Genomic DNA, 21,124 nt, shown 5'->3' with positions numbered 1-21,124 from the left:
CGGACTGTTTGAATGAATTACAAAGAAGCGTATGAAAAGCTGGAGAAGTACGGGCAGCTGCACGTGCTCGATTACTATGAGAGGCTGACGGTGCCGGAGAAGGAGGCACTGCTTGAGCAAATTGATACCACCGATTTCAAAGTTCTTAAGTATTGCAAGAACAATACTACGAATCAGAAAGGGGAGATATCTCCCTTGACGGCCATGCAGCTTGCGCAGATCGATGAAAAGAGAGAAAGTTATACGGCCATCGGTCTTGAGGAAATTAAGAAGGGGAAGGTCGCGGCGGTGCTTTTGGCAGGAGGAATGGGAACGCGGTTGGGTTCTGACTCCCCCAAGGGAATGTTCGATATAGGAATTACCCGCCCGGTTTATATTTTTCAGAGAATCATTGAGAATCTTTTGGATGTAGTGAAGGCGGCGAGGACGTGGATTCATCTGTTTATCATGACCAGCGATAAGAACCATGAGGTTACCATGGAGTTTTTTGAGGAGAAGGAATACTTCGGCTATAATAAAGATTTTGTGACGTTTTTCAGACAGGAAATGGTACCTGCCTCGGATTACGAAGGCAAGGCATACATGGAAGAAATAGGAAGAATTTCCACCTCTCCCAACGGAAATGGCGGTTGGTTTACCTCTATGAACAAATGGGGACTGGTGGATATTGTGAAAAAAGATGGCATCGAATGGCTGAATGTATTTGCGGTGGACAATGTGCTCCAGCGTATTGCGGACCCCTGCTTTGTAGGTGCCGTAATTGCTAACGGATGTGTTTCGGGAGCCAAGGTGGTGAAGAAAAAGACGCCGGACGAGCGTGTCGGTACCTTGTGTCTTGAGGATGGAAAGCCCTCTATCGTGGAGTATTATGAGCTTACCGAAGCGATGAAGGAAGAAAAAGACGAACGAGGAGAACCTGCCTACAATTTTGGCGTTATCTTGAACTACCTTTTCCGGGAAAGGGATCTGGAAGCCATAGAGGAGAGCAAGCTTCCCCTTCATGTGGTGGAGAAGAAGATACCCTATATAGACAAAGAGGGAAACACGGTTTTGCCGGATAAACCCAACGGTTATAAATATGAAACCTTGGTGCTTGATATGATTCATCAGGTGGACAATTGCCTTTCTTATGAGGTGGAAAGAAACAAAGAATTTGCTCCTATTAAGAACGCCATGGGTGTGGATTCTGTAGATACGGCCAGAGAGCTGTGCAAGGAAAATGGAATTATTTTATAGTATTTAACATTTTGACAGCCATTAGTAACATTGCCATATTGAAAAAAAATGGTATGGGAGTAAACTTAAGGATAAGAAACAAGACAGTAAGAAACAGTATTTAATTAGGCAGGAGGTAAGAAAATGGCAGTATTAGTCACAGGAGGCGCCGGTTATATCGGAAGCCATACGGTAATAGAATTGCAGGGTGCGGGTTATGATGTAGTGGTTTTGGATAATCTGAGCAATTCCAGCGAGAAGTCATTACAACGGGTGGAAAAGATTACCGGCAAGAAGGTGCCTTTTTATAAAGCGGATATTTTGGACAGAGAGGCGTTAAACCTCGTATTTGAAAAAGAAAAAATCGATTCCTGTATTCATTTCGCAGGACTGAAGGCGGTAGGGGAATCCGTAGCGAAGCCGTGGGAATACTATGAGAATAATATTGCAGGAACGCTTACCTTGGTGGATGTGATGAGAAAGCACGGAGTGAAGAACATCATTTTCTCCTCCTCTGCAACCGTATACGGCGATCCGGCCATCATTCCCATTACGGAGGAATGCCCGAAGGGACAGTGCACTAACCCCTACGGATGGACCAAATCCATGCTGGAGCAGGTATTGACGGATATGCAGAAGGCCGACCCGCAGTGGAATGTTATCATCCTTCGTTATTTCAATCCTATCGGAGCTCATAAGAGCGGTACTATCGGTGAAAATCCTAACGGTATCCCTAACAACCTGATGCCCTACATTACGCAGGTGGCAGTAGGTAAGCTGAAAGAGCTGGGCGTATTCGGCAATGATTACGACACTCCCGACGGAACCGGCGTAAGAGATTATATCCACGTAGTGGATTTGGCAGCAGGCCATGTAAAGGCCCTTAAGAAGATAGAGGAAAAAGCCGGACTTAGCATTTACAATCTGGGGACAGGAGTAGGTTACAGTGTGCTTGATCTTGTGAAGAATTTCGAAGAAGCTACGGGAGTGAAGATTCCCTATGTCATCAAGGACAGACGTCCCGGGGACATCGCAACCTGCTATTCGGATGCAGGCAAGGCGAAAAAGGAACTGGGCTGGGAGGCACAGTATGGAATCAAAGAAATGTGTGCAGATTCATGGAGATGGCAGAGTAATAATCCTGGCGGATACGAAGAATAAACAAAAATAAAAAAAATAAAAAATGAGCGATGTAGCTGTTCCGGCATACACCGCTCGTTTTTTTGGCCCAATTATTGTATATGGAAAAGCATTTTATAAAACATAACGATACATAAAGATAAAATGACAAATGCTCCCGCCCATAACGAACAAATGAAAAATCTCATGTGAGCCGAAATATGCGTGCTTCGCATTGAAAATGGGAAGCTTCAGTGCGTATATAACGCCGCCCACCGTATAGATGACACCTCCTGCCAGCAGCCAGAGGAAAGCACTCTTAGGCAGAGTGTTCCACAGTGGTCCGAATACCCAGAGACAAACCCAGCCCATAGCGATGTAAATCGTGGAAGAAAACCACTTCGGACATGTAATCCACAGTGCTTTAATGAGAATGCCGAAAAGGGCGATTCCCCATACTACTGCAAGCAGCGTATAGCCGAGCGGACCTCCAAGTACAATCAGGCATACAGGGGTATAGGAGCCTGCGATAAGCACGAATATCATCATATGGTCTATCTTGCGGAATATCCTCAAAACCTTATCAGACACCGTCAGCGAATGATAGGTGGCGCTGGCCCCGTATAGAAGAATCATGCTCAGCATAAATACGGCCATTGCTGTAAAAGCGGCACTGCCCGAAGCTGTAGCGGCTTTTATCAATAGAGGGACAGCGGCAAAAACCGCCATCATCATTCCAATAAAATGGGTAATTGCGCTACCCGGCTCACGAATTGTTATTTGCATTATATCTACCTCCTCACACAAAAAGATGCGGTGTTTAAAAATGTAACATGTAGTAATGAAAACTACATAAAGCATGATTAGATACTACAACTTATTGTGTGGAATGTCAATAAAAATATGCAGATAAAATAAAAAAACTAATCCTCTTCTATTACGTGAATTTCAAGGTAGTCGAAATCGATAGTTTCGATAAAATTATCTTGAGTGAATCGCACTTTATCGTGGCGTTTGAATTCCTGAACGGTGGAATCCAGCCAGATAGGTTTACCTAAGTCGAACTGATAAACGATTTCATCCATCGCATGAAATATCTTATGCGTCCTCGAGTCTTGGCTGTCATCGCATATGACGGTGTCCCGCAGTTGTCTATTGTCCTTGAATATTTTTGCCCATAGTCGAAACATGTTATAAAACTTCCTTTCGTAAGAGTAATGGTAGATAATTATAATATCATATTATTGGCGAAGAAATATAGTGAAACATTGTGTTAAAAGTGAATTGGAAAATAATAGGGCAGTAGCTACAGAAATTTTATGATTGATATGTGATACCAATAGCTGTTAATGTGAACAGGGGTTATGTGAAAGAAAAAAGCAGAAAAGCAACAGGTAATGCACAAGAGGCTCAGTTCCATAACGTCGATAGTTATTTTAAGAAGTGTATTTATACCGTTTGTAATTATTGGAAGAAAGTAGGCGAGACAAAGAGCAGAAATATTGCCAATGCCACAATGGAGGAAATAGGAATATTTCATTTTTTTCGGCATATGAATATATGGTGTGAGTCAAAGGCAGGAACACAATACCGAGTATAAATATACAATAAAGATTAAAAAAAAATAAAGTTTTTGTGAAATATGCACATTTGGATAAAAATATGGTATAATGTTCTTGGTAAAATATTTCCTGTCAAGATGGAAATAGGATAAATTAAGTAAGGCGGAAAATAAATGGAACTTAGAGTAGAACGAGACAGCGATGTGGATAATTGGAAAGAGGTTATATTAATTTACAACTCGGCGTTGAAACAAATATCCACTAAGCTGGAAATATTGAACGATGAATTTCAGCACGTACATAGATACAATCCGATCGAGCACATCAAATTCAGAATAAAGACATCGGAGAGCATCGTCAAGAAACTGAAAAAGAACGGCTATGAATCCACTATTGAGAATATGGTAAAGTATGTAAACGATATTGCGGGAATAAGAGTTATCTGTTCCTTTACTTCCGATATTTATGAGATAGCGGATATGATAAGTCACCAGAGCGATATTAAGATTATTTCGGTGAAGGATTATATCACTGCGCCGAAGCTCAGCGGGTACAAGAGTTACCATATGCTCGTAACTGTTCCTGTATATCTTTCAGACCGTATCGTAGATACGAAGGTCGAGATTCAGATACGTACGGTAGCCATGGACTTCTGGGCCAGTCTGGAGCACAAGATTCATTACAAGTTCGAAGGAAACGCGCCGGTCAACATTAAGGATGAATTGATAGAATGTGCCAAGATGGTTTCCGAATTGGATGCAAGAATGCTTCTGCTCAATGAGAAGGTACAGAGCTTGAGCCAGGAAGATGATTGTGATGAGCGCTAAATGCATAACGTGAAAAACGAGAAAAATCAAATATGAAAGTATTATATGAAACGGCGTGGCTTCGGCTATGCCGTTTTGTAAGTTCATGTTCTTCATTTATGTTTGTCCTAAAATGAGGAGTGCCCAGACACCTTTCGGCATCTGGGCTATTATGAAAAAATTTATCTATATGTGTAATGAAAAACATTACGGTCTCTCTCGTCTGTTATGTGATTAGTATAGCAATTATTTATGAACAAACTATGAACGACATGTAAAAAGAACGTTAATATTTACAAAACTAAAAAAGATATACAAATAAATTATAACAAATTGCACAAAAAGTTTGGAACGGTTGTAAATAAAAACGAAAAATGATAAGATATTAAGCAGAAAATACGGGAAGAAAAAACAGTCGGGGAACGGTAAACAGACCATGTTTGGAGGAAAATGGATGGACAATTTTATGGATAAAATAGCTCAAAAATTGAGTTCGCAGGAGGCGATACGCGCGAACTCTGCTGCAGATGCCGCGCAGATAGAAAAGCTTGAGGCACAGGTAGAGGAATACGATGCCTGTATGAAGGAGATGCGGAAACTGAATCTGAAAAATATCGAGAATGAGCAGAAAATCAAGGAGCTGCTAGGGAATAGTATAGAGCAGCTTAATAAGCTCTTCAATGAGAACAGCCTTAGATTGAAAATGCTGACGGAAGAATGCATTGCCAAGATTCAGGCTGCGAAGGGCGAAGAGGAGAAGGCTGCTGAGGAGACATCATTAACGGAGATAAAGGAGACGGCAGCCGCGAATATGGCGAAGTTGGAGGAGCTTTTTAAAGAGTCCGACGATTTTGTACATAAAGAAAATGTCAAAGTATACCGGAATGTACAAGCAGTGGTCGTAGAGGAGCTGGAGAAGCAGACGAAAGTTCTTATGGATAGCGAGATGAAGGCTGTTAATACGAATAAGAAAATGGATAAGAGTGCTTTGGCTATTGGAGTCATTACCCTTGTGGTTTCACTGGCCAACATGGGACTTTTGATTGCTCATATACTGGGGGTTTTCTAATATGGGAAAACAGAGCTGGAAGCCGGGAAATATGCTTTATCCCCTTCCTGTGGTGATGGTGAGTGTGGCGGATAAGAACGGAGAGAAGAATATATTTACGGTAGCGTGGGCAGGAACTGTTTGCAGCGATCCGCCAATGGTATCTATATCGGTGCGGCCGGAGAGGTACTCCTATCATATGATAGAAGAGACCGGAGAATTTGTGATCAATCTGACCACGGAAAAGTTGACTTATGCTACAGATTACTGCGGAGTAAGAAGTGGAAGTAACATAGATAAGTTTAAAGAACTGGGGCTGACAGCAGCACCTGCTGATGTCGTAAGGGCACCTTTGCTGGTGGAAAGTCCGGTGAATATTGAGTGTGTGGTGAAGGAAATCAAGAAGCTGGGCACTCATGATATGTTTATCGCGCAAGTGGTGGCTGTGCATGCGGATGAGGAATTTATGGATGAGAAGAATAAATTCCATTTCGAAGCGGCGTTGCCTATTGTTTATTCTCATGGCGCTTATATGTCCCTTGGGAAGCAAATAGGGACCTTTGGGTATAGTGTGAAAAAGAAGTAATGGTACTTTACTATTAAATAAAAAGCCTTCACGGCCGCGTCTTTGAACGTTGCCGCGAAGGTACTTTTGTGTGAGTAGAAAAGAGCTCATAAATTATCGTCATGAAAAAGACTTCCCCTTATAACGGAATCCGGTCCGAATTTCTTTCGGATGGAATCCAGCGCTATGTCCAGTTTTTCCTGTTTTTTGGAAGTTGATTCGCCCGATATCTCTTCCTGAATATCGAACAGGCTTAATTGAACAGGTTCCTCGTCGGAAACCAGTTTGGATGTCCTTATGCCCAGAAGCCGGAGGGGGGTTCCGTTCCAGATTTCGTCAAAAAGAGAGCAGGCAGTTTTGTAAATAACATCTGTAGTACAAGTTGGGGAGAGCAGAGTGGTCTGGTGGGACACGCTCTGGAAGGTATTATATTTCAGCTCGGTGCTCACCATGCCGGCTAGCTGTGCGGATTTCCTAAGTCTGCCGGCTACCGTTTCGGAAAGGCTTAAAAGGACTTTGCAGGCTTCTTCCTTTGTACTGACGTCTTCTCTTAATGTGGTGGAGTTGCCGATACCTTTTGCATTTATCTGTTCTGAGATTACTACAGAGCTGTCGATTCCGTTGGCATATTCCCACAGTAAGATGCCGTGACTTTTTAAATGGGCCGATAATATTAAGGTATCCGCCCTGGCGAGATCACCGATGGTAAGGATCTCCAGCTTACGCAGTGTTTCGGCGCTGGAGCGGCCGCACATATATAAGGAAGAGACTGGAAGGGGCCAAAGCTTTTCTTGGATTTCATCGGCATACAGAGTATGAACCAGGTTCGGCTTCTTGAAGTCGGAGGCCATTTTTGCGAGTACCTTTCTGTTGGATATTCCTACATTTACGGTATAGCCGAATTTCTCGTAAACATGATCCTTTATGATGCAGGCGGCTTCCGCAGGAGAGGCATATTTGCCTGCTATGGGGGTATAGTCCATATAGCATTCGTCCACGCTGACCTGCTCTAAGTCAGGACAGATATCGTATAAGAAGGCCATAAGTTCCTGAGATTTACGGTGGTAAAGTCCGTGGTCCGGCGGGGCGATTGTAAGATGGGGACATTTTCGCAGCGCGCTTACGATGGGCTCCCCGGTCTTTACATGGTAAGTCTTGGCCGGTATTGATTTTGCTAACACGACTCCCCGGCGGCGTTCCATATCTCCTCCGATGATAGAGGGAATTTCCCTTAAGTCCTGTGTATCTCCTTCTTCCAATTTTTTCAAGGCGCTCCAGCTAAGGTAAGCAGAATTCACATCGATATGAAAGATAGTTTTTTCTTTATTTTCCTTATTCATGCCGGAGCCTCCCATAATTTTTTAGTATCTTGCAACAACTATTTTAGCATTGTTTTCACATTTTGACATTAGCAATAATTTAACATTTCCTTTACAACTAAAATAAATGCTGATAAAATAAAAATGTTACGATTTTATTACGAAAATACTTTGTTATAAATTTTATATAAAGCGCAAAGCCGACGCATTTTGAAAGGGTCATGGTTATCGCTATGAAAAAAATTACGAAATATTATAAGAGATTACAAATACGTTCCATTAAAATAGCTGTGTTGGCTGTTATTGCCAGCATATTTTTTATGCCCTCCTATACTAAAATCGAAAGTACGGGAGATAATATGTTTACAGTGTTTTTGAACGGAACGGATGTAGGAAAAGTCGGTGATCGCTCGGTGGCGGAGGAAGCTTTGAAGGAGGCGAGAAAGGCGCTTGCAGGCGATGGTGAAGAGCTGGTTTTGATTGACAGCGATCTGGAGCTTTCGGGAGAAGAGGTGCTCTGGGGACATATCGATGATAAGTCCGTTCTTGTGGATAATATGGAGCATGTTCTGGGAAACAATATTAAAAAGACGCTGCACCGTTCCTATACGGTAAAGATAAACGAATATACTGTCAACCTTGCCAGCAAAGAAGAGGTACTGCAGCTATTGCAAGCTTCTATCGATAAATATGATTCTGAAGATCAGTATTATGTGGATCTCATACTGGATTGTTCGAGGGAACTGAATGTTTTGACTACCAGTGTGGTTTCCAAGGAACAGCAGCAGGAGGAAAAGGCGGAGCAGGAGGTACTTGCCTCCGTTGGAATTTATGAAAGGCTGGATGAAATCTTCGATGCGGTAGAACCTGCGGGTGAGAAGGATTTTTCCGATTATGAGCTGGGGCTTATGTCGTTAGAGTTCGCGGATTCGGTGGAGGTGGTGGAATCCTATCTTTCAGAGGATGAATTGATGCCTCTTGAGCAGGCCATCGAAGAGGTTACCAAGGATCAGGAGAAGAATCAGATATATGAAGTAGTATCGGGAGACACTTTGTCGAAAATCGCGTCGGAAAATAATCTGACGATAGAGAAGCTCATCGAGATGAACGATACGATCGAAAGCGAGACCTCTACCATCCGGGTAGGAGATGAAATCATCGTAACGGTGCCGGAGCCGGAATTGTCGGTAGAACGACAGGAGGAGGTGTACTATGAAGAGGATTACGAAGCGGAGATAATATACGTGGATAACGACAACTGGTATACTACGGAGAGCGTGACCAAGCAGGAGCCGTCGGCGGGACACCGAAAGGTGGTGGCGCTTGTTTCCTACAGAAACAATGCGGAGACGGCCAGGGAAATCGTAAAGGAAGAGGTTACCTATCAGGCGATACCCAAAATCGTGGAACGAGGAACGAAGATACCTCCTACTTATATCAAACCGATTTCCGGCGGACGTCTTTCCTCCGGCTTCGGAGCCAGAAGCAGACCGACCAAGGGAGCTAGCACCTATCATAAGGGGATAGACTGGGCGACTCCGGTAGGAACCGCAGTTATGGCCTCCTCCGCGGGAACGGTTGCGAAGGCTGGATGGGGAAGCGGTTACGGGTATGTGGTGTATATCAATCATGCGGATGGAAGGCAGACCAGATATGGACACTTGAGTAAAGTTCTCGTTTCTGTAGGACAGACGGTATCGCAGGGACAGAAGATTGCCCTTAGCGGCAATACAGGAGTCAGCTCAGGGCCTCATGTTCATTTTGAGATATTGATTGGCGGCAGTCAGGTGAACCCTTTGAAGTATCTGAATTAAAAATAATGCACCATTTACAAATGGGCAATTTATGGTATAATCATAAAGATAAGATTGATGGTTAACTTTTGCTGCCCTAAGCAGGTGCGGCGAAGTTTTAAATAGAAATTAGGGATTAAATAGAGGGTACACCATGGAACAGTATGCAATAAAGGGTGGAAATCCGTTAGTGGGCGAAGTGGAAATAGGCGGTGCTAAGAATGCGGCGCTTGCTATTTTGGCGGCAGCTATTATGACGGACGAGACTGTAGTAATAGAAAATGTGCCTGACGTTCGTGATACGAATGTGCTGATTCAGGCGATGGAAAGTATCGGAGTCATTGTAAACAGAATAGACAGACATACGGTAAAAATAAATGCATCCCACATTCACAATCTTGTTATCGAGGATGATTTTATTAAAAAAATCAGGGCTTCCTACTATTTGCTGGGAGCCTTGCTTGGAAAATATAAAAAGGCGGAGGTGGCGCTGCCGGGCGGCTGCAATATCGGTTTAAGGCCGATAGACCAGCATATCAAAGGCTTTCGCGCTCTGGGCGCCGATGTCAGGATTGAGCACGGCCTCATTATTACCGATGCGGAAGATCTTCGCGGAAGCAACATTTATTTGGACGTGGTTTCAGTGGGCGCTACGATTAATGTTATGATGGCGGCCGTTATGGCGGAAGGAAAGACGACGATTGAGAATGCTGCGAAGGAACCACATGTGGTCGACTTGGCGAACTTTTTGAATAGTATGGGAGCTGACGTCAAGGGTGCCGGTACCGATGTGATACGAATTAAAGGAGTTCCGAAGCTTCATGGCAGCGAATATACCATTATTCCGGATCAGATAGAGGCAGGAACGTTTATGTTCGCAGCGGCGGTTACCAGAGGGGATGTTACTGTGAAGAATGTCATCCCGAAGCATTTGGAATCTATCAGCTCTAAGTTGTTGGAAATCGGCTGTGAGGTGGAGGAATCGGACGATGCGGTGCGAGTAGTATCTGCAAAGGCATTGACCCATACCCATGTGAAGACCCTTCCTTATCCCGGATTTCCTACGGATATGCAGCCTCAGATTGTAGTTGCTCTTGGACTTTCCGCAGGGACGAGCATCGTAACGGAGAGCATATTTGAAAATCGTTTTAAATATGTGGATGAACTTACCAGAATGGGAGCGAATATCAAGGTGGAAGGCAATACTGCCATTATCGATGGTGTAGAGCGCTACACAGGAGCGAGCATCTCTGCTCCGGACTTGCGTGCAGGTGCGTCACTTGTGCTGGCAGGGCTTGCGGCGGAAGGAGTTACCGTGGTGGACGATATTAGATTCATTGAACGGGGATATGAGGATTTTCATTTGAAACTTAAGGCTCTCGGCGCTCAGATAGATAAGGTGAATACGGAGCGCGAATTGCAGAAGTTCAAACTGAAAGTAGGCTGAGGCCATCAGGCGGAGGAAATGATAAAACGATAAAAAAGACACATGAGCAGGAATGCTTCTGTGTCTTTTTAGGCGTTGTCACTTGTTTTCTATAATATCGCATCGATAAATAAATGCGGCTCTTGCGAAAGGTTAATATATTTATCTCCGACCTTAATGGTGGGTTTGGACAGCTTATGCGGATTGATATATACAATTTTTCCCGATTCTCCGTTAGTAAGCCGGACGTCATGCAAAAGATAAGTGTCCACGATATTTTCCAGGAATGGGAGAATGTATTTCGAGTCGTACTTTTGGAATCCCTCGTTCTCGAAGGTCTCGATTACTTTAAAGGGACACAGCGGACCGCGGTAAACCCGGGCGCTTGTCATAGCATCGTATACGTCGGCAATAGCTACCATTTTGGCGTAAGGATCGATGCTGTCGGAGGTAAGTCCCAAAGGATAGCCTGAACCGTCACAGCGCTCGTGATGCATTAATGCAGCGTTCTTAATATGGATATTTAGCGGATGATTTTCCAGCATTTTGTAGGATTCTTTGGGATGCGTCTTAACTACACCAAACTCCCAGGCGGTAAGCTTTCCGGGCTTCTTGAGAATTTTTTCCGGCATTTTAATTTTGCCGATATCGTGTAAAAGACCGCTTAGCGTAGCGGTCCGGATTTCTTCTTCGTCCATACGCAGCCAATGGGCAAAAATATTACAAATCAAACCTACGTTCATGCAGTGTACATAGGTTGCGTCGTCTAACTGACGCATGCTGTGAAGCATATCGAATACGTTGACATATTTATTCTCAGAAGAAAGCAAAGATAAAGCGTGTTCCACCAACTGGTCTGCATCCAGCTCGCCGCTATCACCTACGAAATTATCTATGACATCCTTAAAATGCTCTGTTTCTTTTGTGAAGTCCTCTTGAAAATGCTGGAATTCAGGAGATAGCTTCAGGCGCTCTGAATAGGAGGTGTCCTCTTTGACCTGAGTCTCCGGGGTCTCTATGACCTCGTCCTCAATCCTCACATTGATGATGGAGTAGAATTCTAACTTTGTAATCGCTTTATCTGTCAGAATCAACCCCTTCGGCAGAATTAGGTGATTGTTGTAGTTGAAGACATCCTCACCCGTTACCATACCCGGTATTAGCGCCGATGTGTTTACTCTCCTCATGTTTCTCCCTCCGAAATATAATATTTTACCCCGATAACATTTATTATAATTTAACGAATGTTATAAGAATTATAGGATTTTTGACGAATATTGTCAATAAAATACATTGACAAAATAATAAAACTATTGTATTTTAAAAGCAGATATGAAAATTCCATATTGTAAAGAGTCTCTTATTCAGAGTGGTGGAGGTACATAGGACCTATGAAGCCACGGCAACCCCTATCGAGGAAGGTGCCTACCTGAGCGAGTAATTTGCCGTAATACGGCAGTTCGAACGATAAGAGGATTTGATTATCGATTATCGAGTCCGCTTCTTGTAAGCGGACATTTTATATTATTGGAACTTTTTCCCATAATATAAGGCGACGAGCAATACGTTTTGTGAATTGCTCCGGCGCGCTGTAATTAGGAAGCAGTTTTATTAACAACCTACATCATAAGGAGGAATTAAAATGGAAAAGTTTTTATTCACATCAGAATCCGTGACAGAAGGACATCCTGACAAAGTTTGCGATGCCATTTCCGACTCTGTACTAGATGCGCTAATGGAAAAAGACCCTATGAGCCGTGTTGCCTGCGAAGTAGCGACCTGCACCGGCTTTGTACTGGTAACAGGAGAAATTACAACGAACGCATACGTGGATATACAGAAAATAGCTCGTGAGGCAATTAAGGAAATCGGCTATACGAAATCGGAATACGGTTTCGACGGCAATACCTGTGCGGTATTGGTAGCTATCGACGAGCAGTCCTCTGATATCGCAATGGGCGTGGACAAGGCGTTTGAAGCGAAGCAGCAGGAAGCGGCTGAAAACAAGATGACCGATGCACAGATCGAAGCCATCGGCGCCGGTGATCAGGGCATGATGTTCGGTTATGCAACGAACGAGACAGAGGAATATATGCCTTATTCCATCTCCCTCGCTCACAAGCTGGCTCTTCAGCTTACCAAGGTGCGCAAGGACGGAACTTTAAAGTATTTAAGACCCGACGGAAAGAGCCAGGTTTCTGTAGAATATGACAAGAACGGAAAGCCTCTGCGTCTGGAAGCTGTAGTACTTTCTACACAGCATGACGAGGAAGTAACTCAGGAGCAGATTCACGAAGATATCAGGAAATATGTATTCGATGTAATTCTCCCGAAGGAATTGATCGATGCGGATACGAAATTCTTTATCAATCCTACCGGCCGTTTCGTTATCGGCGGACCTCACGGAGACGCTGGACTTACGGGACGTAAGATCATCGTTGACACCTATGGCGGTTATGCCCGTCACGGCGGCGGCGCTTTCTCGGGCAAGGACTGCACCAAGGTGGACCGTTCGGCAGCTTACGCAGCCCGTTACGTAGCGAAAAACATCGTGGCAGCCGGCATTGCCGAAAAGTGTGAGATTCAACTTTCTTATGCCATCGGCGTAGCGCAGCCTACCTCTATCATGATAGATACTTTCGGAACAGGAAAAATTGAAGACGAGAAGCTGATAGAGATCGTCCGCGAAAACTTCGACCTGCGTCCGGCTGGTATTATCAAAATGCTGGATCTTCGCCGTCCGATCTACAAGCAGACCGCCGCTTACGGACACTTTGGCCGCAACGACCTGGATTTGCCCTGGGAAAAGCTGGACAAGGTGGATATACTCAGGAAATATTTATAATATAAGCGGAAGCCTTATATAAAGGCTGTATATTTAAAGAATATGTATTCAAGAATTATATATAATTAAAAATGTGCCGACATGGAAACACTGACGTTTCTGTGCCGGCACATTTTCTCTAAGTAATAATAAGATATATAAAAAGAAAAAACTTACAGGAAAATTTGCAGCAGAGCAAAGTACGGTTTTATCATGTTTGGTGTGCATACATGCTGCAGTTTAGCCAAGGGCTGAATTGTAACCAAATAACAGGACAGAGCCGCGATAAAAAAGTATTGCGACAAAAAGTGATGTAACAAAAAGCGCTGCGACAAAAAGTTTACAGAAAAAAAGAAGTATGATATAATCCCACAAGTAGTCAGTACCTTGAAAATTGAATAGACGATTGCATTTATTTCAGATACACAAACCTGATGTGTATCGGTAATAATACTTGGAAAGCCCCAAAAGGCTTGCTAAGTATACAATAATTTCCTATATTTTCCCATCTAGCGCCATGCACCTGTCCTGAGCGAAAAGGCAGGTTAACGAGGGAGGAAGGTTATCGAAATTTCGGCGGATACCTTCCCGTACTCCTCCGGTGCGAGATATACCGGCAAATATGCGGGCAACTGCAAAACAAAGACGGTATAACGGAGGGGCGGCCATATAAAAGTATGGTTTGCCTGATAATATAAAAATAAATGAATAATTATTGATTCATTATTGAAAATAAGAATTATGAATAGAGAAAGATGAGGAAAATTTATGTGTGGAATTATTGGCTATACAGGTAAAAATGCGGCGAAGGATATTATGCTTGATGCCTTGGAAACGTTGGAATACAGAGGCTATGACAGTGCAGGTATCGCAGTATGCGAAGACGGATCGAAGCAGACACAGATTTATAAATGTGCGGGAAGAGTAAAAGATTTAAGGAATCTGTGCGAAAACGAGACGATAGAAGGCAACTGTGGTATCGGTCACACCAGATGGGCAACCCATGGCGGAGTGAGTGATGAGAATGCACACCCCCACAAGTACGAAAAGGTAACGGTAATTCACAATGGAATCATTGAAAATTACCGTGATCTGATCAGAAAGTACGATTTATACGACAAGCTTCATTCTCAGACGGACAGCGAGGTAGTAGCGGCGGTACTTTCCCATTTTTACACAGGAGACCCATATTTGGCCATTCAGAAAACTGTTTTGAAGCTCAAAGGAACCTTTGCGCTCGGAATTATGTTCGAAGATATGCCGGGTCTTATTTTTGCGGTCAGAAATGTTAGTCCCATTGTAGTCGCTAAGATGGAAGGCGGTACTATGCTGGCTTCTGACGTGACGGTCTTGGGGCAATACTCCAAGGATTATTTTGTGCTGCCCGAAGGTCATATACTGACGCTGAAAGCGGACGGTGCAGAGCTTTATGATCTATCAGGAGAGCCCGCAGAACCGGAATGGCTGACGATAAGCTGGGACACCAACAGGAGCAGCAAGGGGGGCTATCCCTTCTATATGGAAAAGGAAATCATGGAGCAGCCCGAGGTAATCGCAGAAACCATAGAGCCCAGAATCAAAGACGGAATCCCGGACTTTACAGAGGATGAAATACCCGACAGTTTATTCAAAGATTGTGACCGTGTCTGTGTAATAGCCTGCGGGACGGCAATGCATGCAGGTCTGGTAGGAAAGGCGTTGATGCAGTCTCTCGTGCGGATGCACATCGACGTAGAGCTTGCCAGCGAATTCATGTACACGGATACCGTTGTGGATGAAAAAACGCTGGTAATCGCCATTTCCCAATCAGGAGAGACCATCGACACCCTCAAGGCATTAAAATATGCTAAGAGAAACGGTGCAAAGACTCTATCCATCGTAAATGTAAGAGGAGCCTCCATTGCCCGTGAAAGTGAGTACGTTATCTATACCAATGCGGGGCCGGAAATCGCAGTAGCGAGCACTAAGGCATATACGACACAGCTGGCCGTTCTCTATCTGATTACAGGGCGCATGGCTTACGTGCGGGGAATCTTCGATACCGACCAGGCCGGAGAGTTTGCAAACGAGCTTCTTCGCGTACCTCAGGTTATAGGGCAGGTACTGGACAGACGAGAAGAAATCCACTACATTGCCAGAGGTATTTTAAATGCCAAGGACGTATTCATGATAGGAAGAGGTCTGGACCACTCCATTCTTTTAGAAGGTTCCTTGAAGTTGAAAGAAATATCCTATATTCACTCAGAAGCCTATGCGTCGGGTGAACTCAAACACGGTACTATTGCCCTGATTACCGAGGACACCCCGGTAGTTGCCGTAGTGACGCAGGATAAAGTCCAGTCCAAGGAATTTTCCAACATCAGGGAAGTCCAATCCAGGGGAGCGGAAGTCATCCTTTTCATGAAAGAGACCTACTCTTTGGACAAAGAGACCTCATGGGGAGGCGTCTTCAAGCTCCCTGCCATACGTGATGAATTCATGGTAATGCCGGCCTCAGCAGCCCTGCAGCTCCTCGCTTATTACGTCTCTCTGGACAAAGGTCTGGACGTAGACAAACCGAGGAATCTGGCGAAAGTGGTAACCGTAGAATAATTGATTTAAGAAAAGCTGGGAAGATTCATCGTCCGCCATTTAACCGGACGATGGAACAGGAAATTATAAAAACCTCCGTCAGGTTTTGTGTATCTGAAATCAATGCAACGCTTTCTTTTCTTTAATTTTTAGATGCTCCATCAAACCATCTATGGTACAATAATAAAGTAAGATAGATGCGCAGCTACGCGCGCGGAACAAAAGCTGTGCTGCTGAAGTATTTGGTCGCGAGAATATGCGAAGCACACTTTTGTTCTCAACATTTTCACATATGAATAAAGGATTAAGGAGCATCCCTCATGGCATTCACTCATTTACATGTCCACACGGAATACAGCCTTTTGGACGGTTCCAATAAAATAAAAGAATACGTAAAGCGCGTCAAGGAACTCGGCATGGACAGCGCTGCAATCACTGATCACGGCGTTATGTACGGTGTCATCGACTTCTACAAAGAAGCGAAAGCTGCAGGAATCAATCCCGTTTTGGGCTGCGAAGTATATGTAGCACCGGGTTCCCGTTTCGATAAAGAGATTACCGGAGGCGAAGACAGATACTACCATCTCGTACTCCTTGCAGAGAACAACACAGGCTATGCCAACCTCATGAAAATTGTCAGCCGCGGTTTTACCGAGGGCTATTACTACAGGCCCCGCGTGGATATGGAAGTGCTGAGGGAATTTCACGAAGGAATCATAGCTCTTTCCGCCTGCCTTGCCGGTGAAGTGCAGAGAAATATATCCAAGGGCCTGCCGGAGGAAGCCAGAAAAGCGGCTCGCAAATACGAGGAATGCTTTGGCAAGGGCAATTATTTTCTGGAATTGCAGGATCATGGAATACCGGAGCAGAAGACGGTAAATGCTGCTCTTTTGCAAATGAGCAAGGAGCTGGACATCCCCCTCGTTGCTACCAATGACGTGCATTATACCTATGCGGAAGACGTGAAGCCCCACGACATTTTGTTATGTATACAGACGGCCAAGAAGCTGGCCGACGAAGACCGCATGCGTTACGAAGGCGGACAATATTATGTTAAGAGCGAGGAAGAAATGAAGGGGTTGTTCTCCTATGCGTGGGAGGCGGTGGAAAATACCCAGAGAATCGCAGACCGCTGCCATGTGGATATCGAATTCGGAGTGACCAAGCTGCCCCGTTTCGAAGTGCCTGAAGGTTACGATTCCCTAACCTATTTAAATAAATTATGTTATGACGGCCTGAACGAGCGCTATGGAGAAGTCAGTGAAGAGCTTAAAGAGCGCCTGGATTACGAGCTGGGCGTTATCCGCTCCATGGGATATGTGGATTATTTCCTTATCGTATGGGATTTCATTAATTATGCCAAGATGAACGATATCATAGTCGGTCCGGGGCGAGGTTCAGCGGCGGGAAGTATCGTTGCTTATTGCCTGAAGATTACGGATATCGACCCGATAAAATATAACCTGCTGTTTGAACGTTTCCTGAATCCGGAGAGAATATCCATGCCGGATATCGATATCGATTTCTGCTTCGAAAGAAGGCAGGAGGTCATCGATTACGTGGGACGTAAATACGGTACGGACAAGGTGGTGCAGATCGTCACTTTCGGTACCATGGCGGCGAAGGGTGTTATCCGCGACGTAGGAAGGGTTATGGACTTGCCTTATGCTTATGTGGATACGATTGCCAAAATGATACCCAATGAGCTGAATATTACCATTGAAAGGGCGCTTAGCGTCAATCCGGAATTCAGAAAGCTTTACGAGCAGGATGAACAGGTGCATTATCTTATCGATATGTGTAAGCGTCTGGAGGGTCTGCCCAGACATACCTCCATGCATGCGGCGGGAGTGGTTATCTGCAGCATGCCTGCAGAGGAATTCGTTCCCCTTTCCAGAGGGAGTGACGGTTCCATCACCACACAGTTTCCCATGACCACCATCGAGGAACTGGGATTGCTGAAAATGGACTTTCTGGGACTGCGCACTCTTACGGTCCTCCAGAATGCGGTACGCCTGATTGAGAAGGGGCACAATATCAAGCTGGATATGAACGAGATCGATTATGACGATAAAGCGGTGCTTTTCTCCATCGGAACCGGCCGTACCGACGGAATATTCCAGTTGGAAAGCGGCGGTATGAAAAGCTTTATGAAGGAGCTAAAGCCCCAGAATCTGGAGGATATCATAGCGGGAATCTCCTTGTATCGTCCAGGTCCTATGGATTTTATTCCCAAATATATACAAGGAAAGAATAACCATCATGCCATTACCTATTCCTGCCCTCAGTTAGAGCCTATACTTAATCCAACTTACGGCTGCATCGTTTATCAGGAGCAGGTTATGCAGATTGTGCGTGATTTGGGTGGTTACACCCTTGGCAGAAGCGATTTGGTAAGACGTGCCATGAGCAAGAAGAAGCAGTCCGTAATGGAAAAGGAGCGCAGTACCTTTATCTACGGAAACGAAGAGGAAGGCGTTCCGGGCTGTGTGGCTAACGGCATAGACGAAAAGACGGCGAGCAAAATATATGAGGATATGATGGACTTTGCCAAGTATGCTTTTAATAAGTCTCATGCGGCGTGCTATGCGGTGGTTTCCTATCAGACAGCCTATTTAAAATATTATTATCCCGTGGAATTCATGGCGGCTCTTCTTACCTCCGTCATAGACTTTTCCAGCAAGGTTTCGGAATACATTATGACCTGCAGGAGCATGGGAATCGCTATCCTGCCACCCAATATCAATGCGGGAGAAGCCGGATTTTCCGTAAGCGGGGGTTCCATACGATATGCCCTTACGGCAATCAAAGGTGTAGGGCGCCCGGTGATCGACGCGGTAGTAAAGGAAAGGGAGGATCGCGGTCCCTATACGAACTTGAACGATTTTATCGTCCGTATGGCAGATAAGGATATGAACAAGCGAACCGTGGAAAACTTTATTAAATCGGGAGCGCTGGATGATCTCGGCGGCACGAGAAAACAGTTTATGAACGTATACGTACAAGTCATGGACCATCTGCATCAGGACAAGAAGAATAACATGGCGGGACAGATTTCTCTCTTCGATATCGTATCCGAGGAGGAAAAAGAGGATTACGAAATAAAAATGCCGGATGTAGGGGAATATTCCAAGGAAATGCGCCTCGCATTCGAAAAAGAAGTGCTGGGCATCTACGTCAGCGGACATCCGCTGGAGGAATACGAGGACGTATGGAAGAAGAATACGACCAATACGACGGCAGATTTTCTTCTGGATGAAGAAAGCGGCGAGACTGAGGCTAAGGACGGCGAGTCCGTTACCATCGGCGGCATTATCGCGGATAAAAAAATAAAATATACAAAGAATGATAAAGTGATGGCCTTTTTGCAGGTGGAAGACTTGGTAGGAACGGTAGAAGTGATTGTATTTCCCAAGGACTATGAGAAGAATTCCAATAAGCTCATGGAGGATAACAAAGTCTTTATCAAAGGAAGGGTTTCCGTTGAGGAAGACAAGGACGGGAAGCTGATCTGCGAGAGAATTACCGGTTTCGATGAAATAACGAAAAAGCTTTGGATCAAGTTTGCCACCAAAGAAAACTATGACCAGGCGGAGCAGGGGCTTTTGGAGATTCTGGCGGCTTCGGACGGCAAGGATGCGGTATGTATTTACGTGGAGAATCCGAAAGCGGTAAAAAACCTGCCCGCAAACAAAAGTGTGAATGCGGATAGGGAGCTGGTGGAAAAGCTGGAAACTTTGTATGGTAAAGACAACATAAAAGTGACGTAATTTTGTACAAGGCTAAAAACACGAAGAAAATATATTGAAAACGGTTTCGAAACAAGGTAGAATGTAGTAGGTTAATTATCTATCAAAGCATCTGGGTAAACGGATGGAAGAGGTGTAAAAATGGCAAAAGAGATAAAAACGATTGGAATATTGACAAGCGGAGGAGATGCGCCGGGAATGAATGCGGCGATTCGTGCGGTAGTAAGAAAGTCGATAGCCAACGGGGTAAAGGTAAAGGGGATAAAAAAAGGTTATCAAGGACTTTTAAACGAAGAGATTATAGATTTGGAGAGAAACAGTGTCTCAGATATTATACAAAGGGGAGGTACCATCCTCGGAACAGCGCGCTGTGTGGAATTTAAGACTCAGGAAGGGCAGGAGAAAGGTGCACAGATTTGTAGAAAGCACGGAATAGACGGACTCGTGGTCATAGGCGGGGACGGCTCCTACCGTGGTGCGCAGGATTTGGCCAGAAAGGGAATCAACACCATTGGGATTCCGGGAACGATCGACTTGGATATCACCTGCACCGACTATACGATCGGCTTCGATACCGCAGTGAATACAGCGATGCAGGCCATCGATAAGGTGCGCGATACGTCTTCTTCCCATGAACGCTGCAGCATTATTGAGGTAATGGGCAGAAACGCAGGTTATATCGCTCTTTGGTGCGGTGTGGCTAATGGCGCGGAGGATATTCTTCTTCCTGAGAAATACGATTACAACGAGCAGAGAATCATCAACAATATTATCAATAACAGAAAGCGCGGAAAGACCCATCATATCATTATCAATGCGGAGGGAATCGGTCATTCCACCTCCATGGCGAGAAGAATAGAGGCGGCTACCGGTATCGAGACCAGGGCAACCATTTTAGGTTACATGCAAAGAGGCGGAAGCCCCACCTGCAAAGATCGTTTTTATGCGTCTATTATGGGTTCCTATGCGGCAGATATCCTTTGTGAGGGTAAGAGCAACCGTGTGGTAGGCTATCAGAAGGGCGAGTTCCGTGATTTCGATATCGAAGAGGCACTTGCGATGCAGAAGGGAATACCGGATTACCAATATGAGGTGAGCAGGGCGCTATCGATGTAAAAGGCTTAATA

General features: G+C 44.7%; 15 protein-coding genes and 1 riboswitch. Of the genes, 11 read left to right on the top strand and 4 right to left on the bottom strand.

Translation table 11 applies throughout. The annotated features are described in order from the left end of the window. The first annotated feature begins 12 nt into the window (after nt 1–12). Nucleotides 13–1,236, top strand: a complete 1,224-nt coding sequence (locus CC90_RS0112725; RefSeq protein ID WP_031391149.1) for a UTP--glucose-1-phosphate uridylyltransferase — start codon at nt 13–15, stop codon at nt 1,234–1,236. Between the two features lie 123 nt (nt 1,237–1,359). Continuing rightward, the gene (gene galE / locus CC90_RS0112720) at nt 1,360–2,376 is read left to right on the top strand and encodes a UDP-glucose 4-epimerase GalE (RefSeq protein WP_031391148.1); all 1,017 of its coding nucleotides are present in this window, start codon (nt 1,360–1,362) and stop codon (nt 2,374–2,376) included. A gap of 93 nt (nt 2,377–2,469) precedes the next feature. On the opposite strand, the gene trhA is transcribed toward galE, so the two are convergent. Both trhA and CC90_RS0112710 read right to left on the bottom strand, forming a co-directional pair. Continuing rightward, nucleotides 2,470–3,120 carry a PAQR family membrane homeostasis protein TrhA gene (trhA, locus tag CC90_RS0112715; RefSeq protein ID WP_031391147.1) on the bottom strand — a complete coding sequence of 217 codons (651 nt, stop codon included), beginning with the start codon at nt 3,118–3,120 and terminating at the stop codon, nt 2,470–2,472. A gap of 137 nt (nt 3,121–3,257) precedes the next feature. After that, nucleotides 3,258–3,524, bottom strand: a complete 267-nt coding sequence (locus tag CC90_RS0112710; protein ID WP_031391146.1) for a hypothetical protein — start codon at nt 3,522–3,524, stop codon at nt 3,258–3,260. 545 nt (nt 3,525–4,069) lie between these two features. Between CC90_RS0112710 and CC90_RS0112700 the strand changes: the two genes are divergently transcribed. From CC90_RS0112700 to CC90_RS0112690, 3 genes are all read left to right on the top strand, one after another. Next, nucleotides 4,070–4,723 carry a GTP pyrophosphokinase gene (locus CC90_RS0112700; protein ID WP_031391144.1) on the top strand — a complete coding sequence of 218 codons (654 nt, stop codon included), beginning with the start codon at nt 4,070–4,072 and terminating at the stop codon, nt 4,721–4,723. Nucleotides 4,724–5,156: 433 nt separating this feature from the next. Then, the gene (locus CC90_RS0112695) at nt 5,157–5,771 is read left to right on the top strand and encodes a hypothetical protein (RefSeq protein ID WP_031391143.1); all 615 of its coding nucleotides are present in this window, start codon (nt 5,157–5,159) and stop codon (nt 5,769–5,771) included. A gap of 1 nt (nt 5,772) precedes the next feature. Then, nucleotides 5,773–6,336, top strand: coding sequence for a flavin reductase family protein (locus CC90_RS0112690; protein WP_031391142.1), 564 nt, complete (start codon nt 5,773–5,775; stop codon nt 6,334–6,336). Nucleotides 6,337–6,422: 86 nt separating this feature from the next. Here CC90_RS0112690 and CC90_RS0112685 read toward each other — a convergent pair whose 3' ends face one another. Beyond that, complete coding sequence (locus CC90_RS0112685) at nt 6,423–7,655, bottom strand: Y-family DNA polymerase (protein WP_031391141.1); 1,233 nt, start codon at nt 7,653–7,655, stop codon at nt 6,423–6,425. Nucleotides 7,656–7,867: 212 nt separating this feature from the next. On the opposite strand from CC90_RS0112685, the gene CC90_RS0112680 reads away from it, so the two are divergent. Further along, nucleotides 7,868–9,448 carry a M23 family metallopeptidase gene (locus CC90_RS0112680; RefSeq protein WP_031391140.1) on the top strand — a complete coding sequence of 527 codons (1,581 nt, stop codon included), beginning with the start codon at nt 7,868–7,870 and terminating at the stop codon, nt 9,446–9,448. A 133-nt stretch (nt 9,449–9,581) separates the two neighbouring features. Beyond that, on the top strand, nt 9,582–10,874 hold the full coding sequence (locus tag CC90_RS0112675) for a UDP-N-acetylglucosamine 1-carboxyvinyltransferase (protein WP_031391139.1): 1,293 nt from the start codon (nt 9,582–9,584) through the stop codon (nt 10,872–10,874). Between the two features lie 89 nt (nt 10,875–10,963). Here CC90_RS0112675 and CC90_RS0112670 read toward each other — a convergent pair whose 3' ends face one another. Further along, complete coding sequence (locus tag CC90_RS0112670; protein ID WP_031391138.1) at nt 10,964–12,040, bottom strand: HD-GYP domain-containing protein; 1,077 nt, start codon at nt 12,038–12,040, stop codon at nt 10,964–10,966. Nucleotides 12,041–12,210: 170 nt separating this feature from the next. After that, nucleotides 12,211–12,327: riboswitch (SAM riboswitch) on the top strand. Nucleotides 12,328–12,495: 168 nt separating this feature from the next. Between CC90_RS0112670 and metK the strand changes: the two genes are divergently transcribed. The 4 genes from metK (at nt 12,496) to pfkA (ending at nt 21,113) form a co-directional block, all read left to right on the top strand. After that, a complete protein-coding gene (gene metK, locus CC90_RS0112665) occupies nt 12,496–13,698 on the top strand; it encodes a methionine adenosyltransferase (RefSeq protein WP_031391137.1) in 1,203 nt (400 codons plus the stop codon). A gap of 747 nt (nt 13,699–14,445) precedes the next feature. Next, nucleotides 14,446–16,269, top strand: coding sequence for a glutamine--fructose-6-phosphate transaminase (isomerizing) (gene glmS, locus CC90_RS0112660; RefSeq protein WP_031391136.1), 1,824 nt, complete (start codon nt 14,446–14,448; stop codon nt 16,267–16,269). Nucleotides 16,270–16,568: 299 nt separating this feature from the next. Then, a complete protein-coding gene (locus tag CC90_RS0112655) occupies nt 16,569–20,018 on the top strand; it encodes a DNA polymerase III subunit alpha (protein ID WP_031391135.1) in 3,450 nt (1,149 codons plus the stop codon). Nucleotides 20,019–20,138: 120 nt separating this feature from the next. Next, nucleotides 20,139–21,113: a 6-phosphofructokinase gene (gene pfkA / locus CC90_RS0112650; RefSeq protein ID WP_031391134.1), complete on the top strand. Its 975-nt coding sequence runs from the start codon at nt 20,139–20,141 to the stop codon at nt 21,111–21,113. Nucleotides 21,114–21,124 lie beyond the last annotated feature (11 nt).

It is taken from the genome of Kineothrix alysoides, from assembly GCF_000732725.1.
Lineage (GTDB): Bacteria > Bacillota > Clostridia > Lachnospirales > Lachnospiraceae > Kineothrix > Kineothrix alysoides.
Note: the sequence above shows the minus strand (reverse complement) of the source record. Positions and strands in the feature narration are given on the sequence as shown.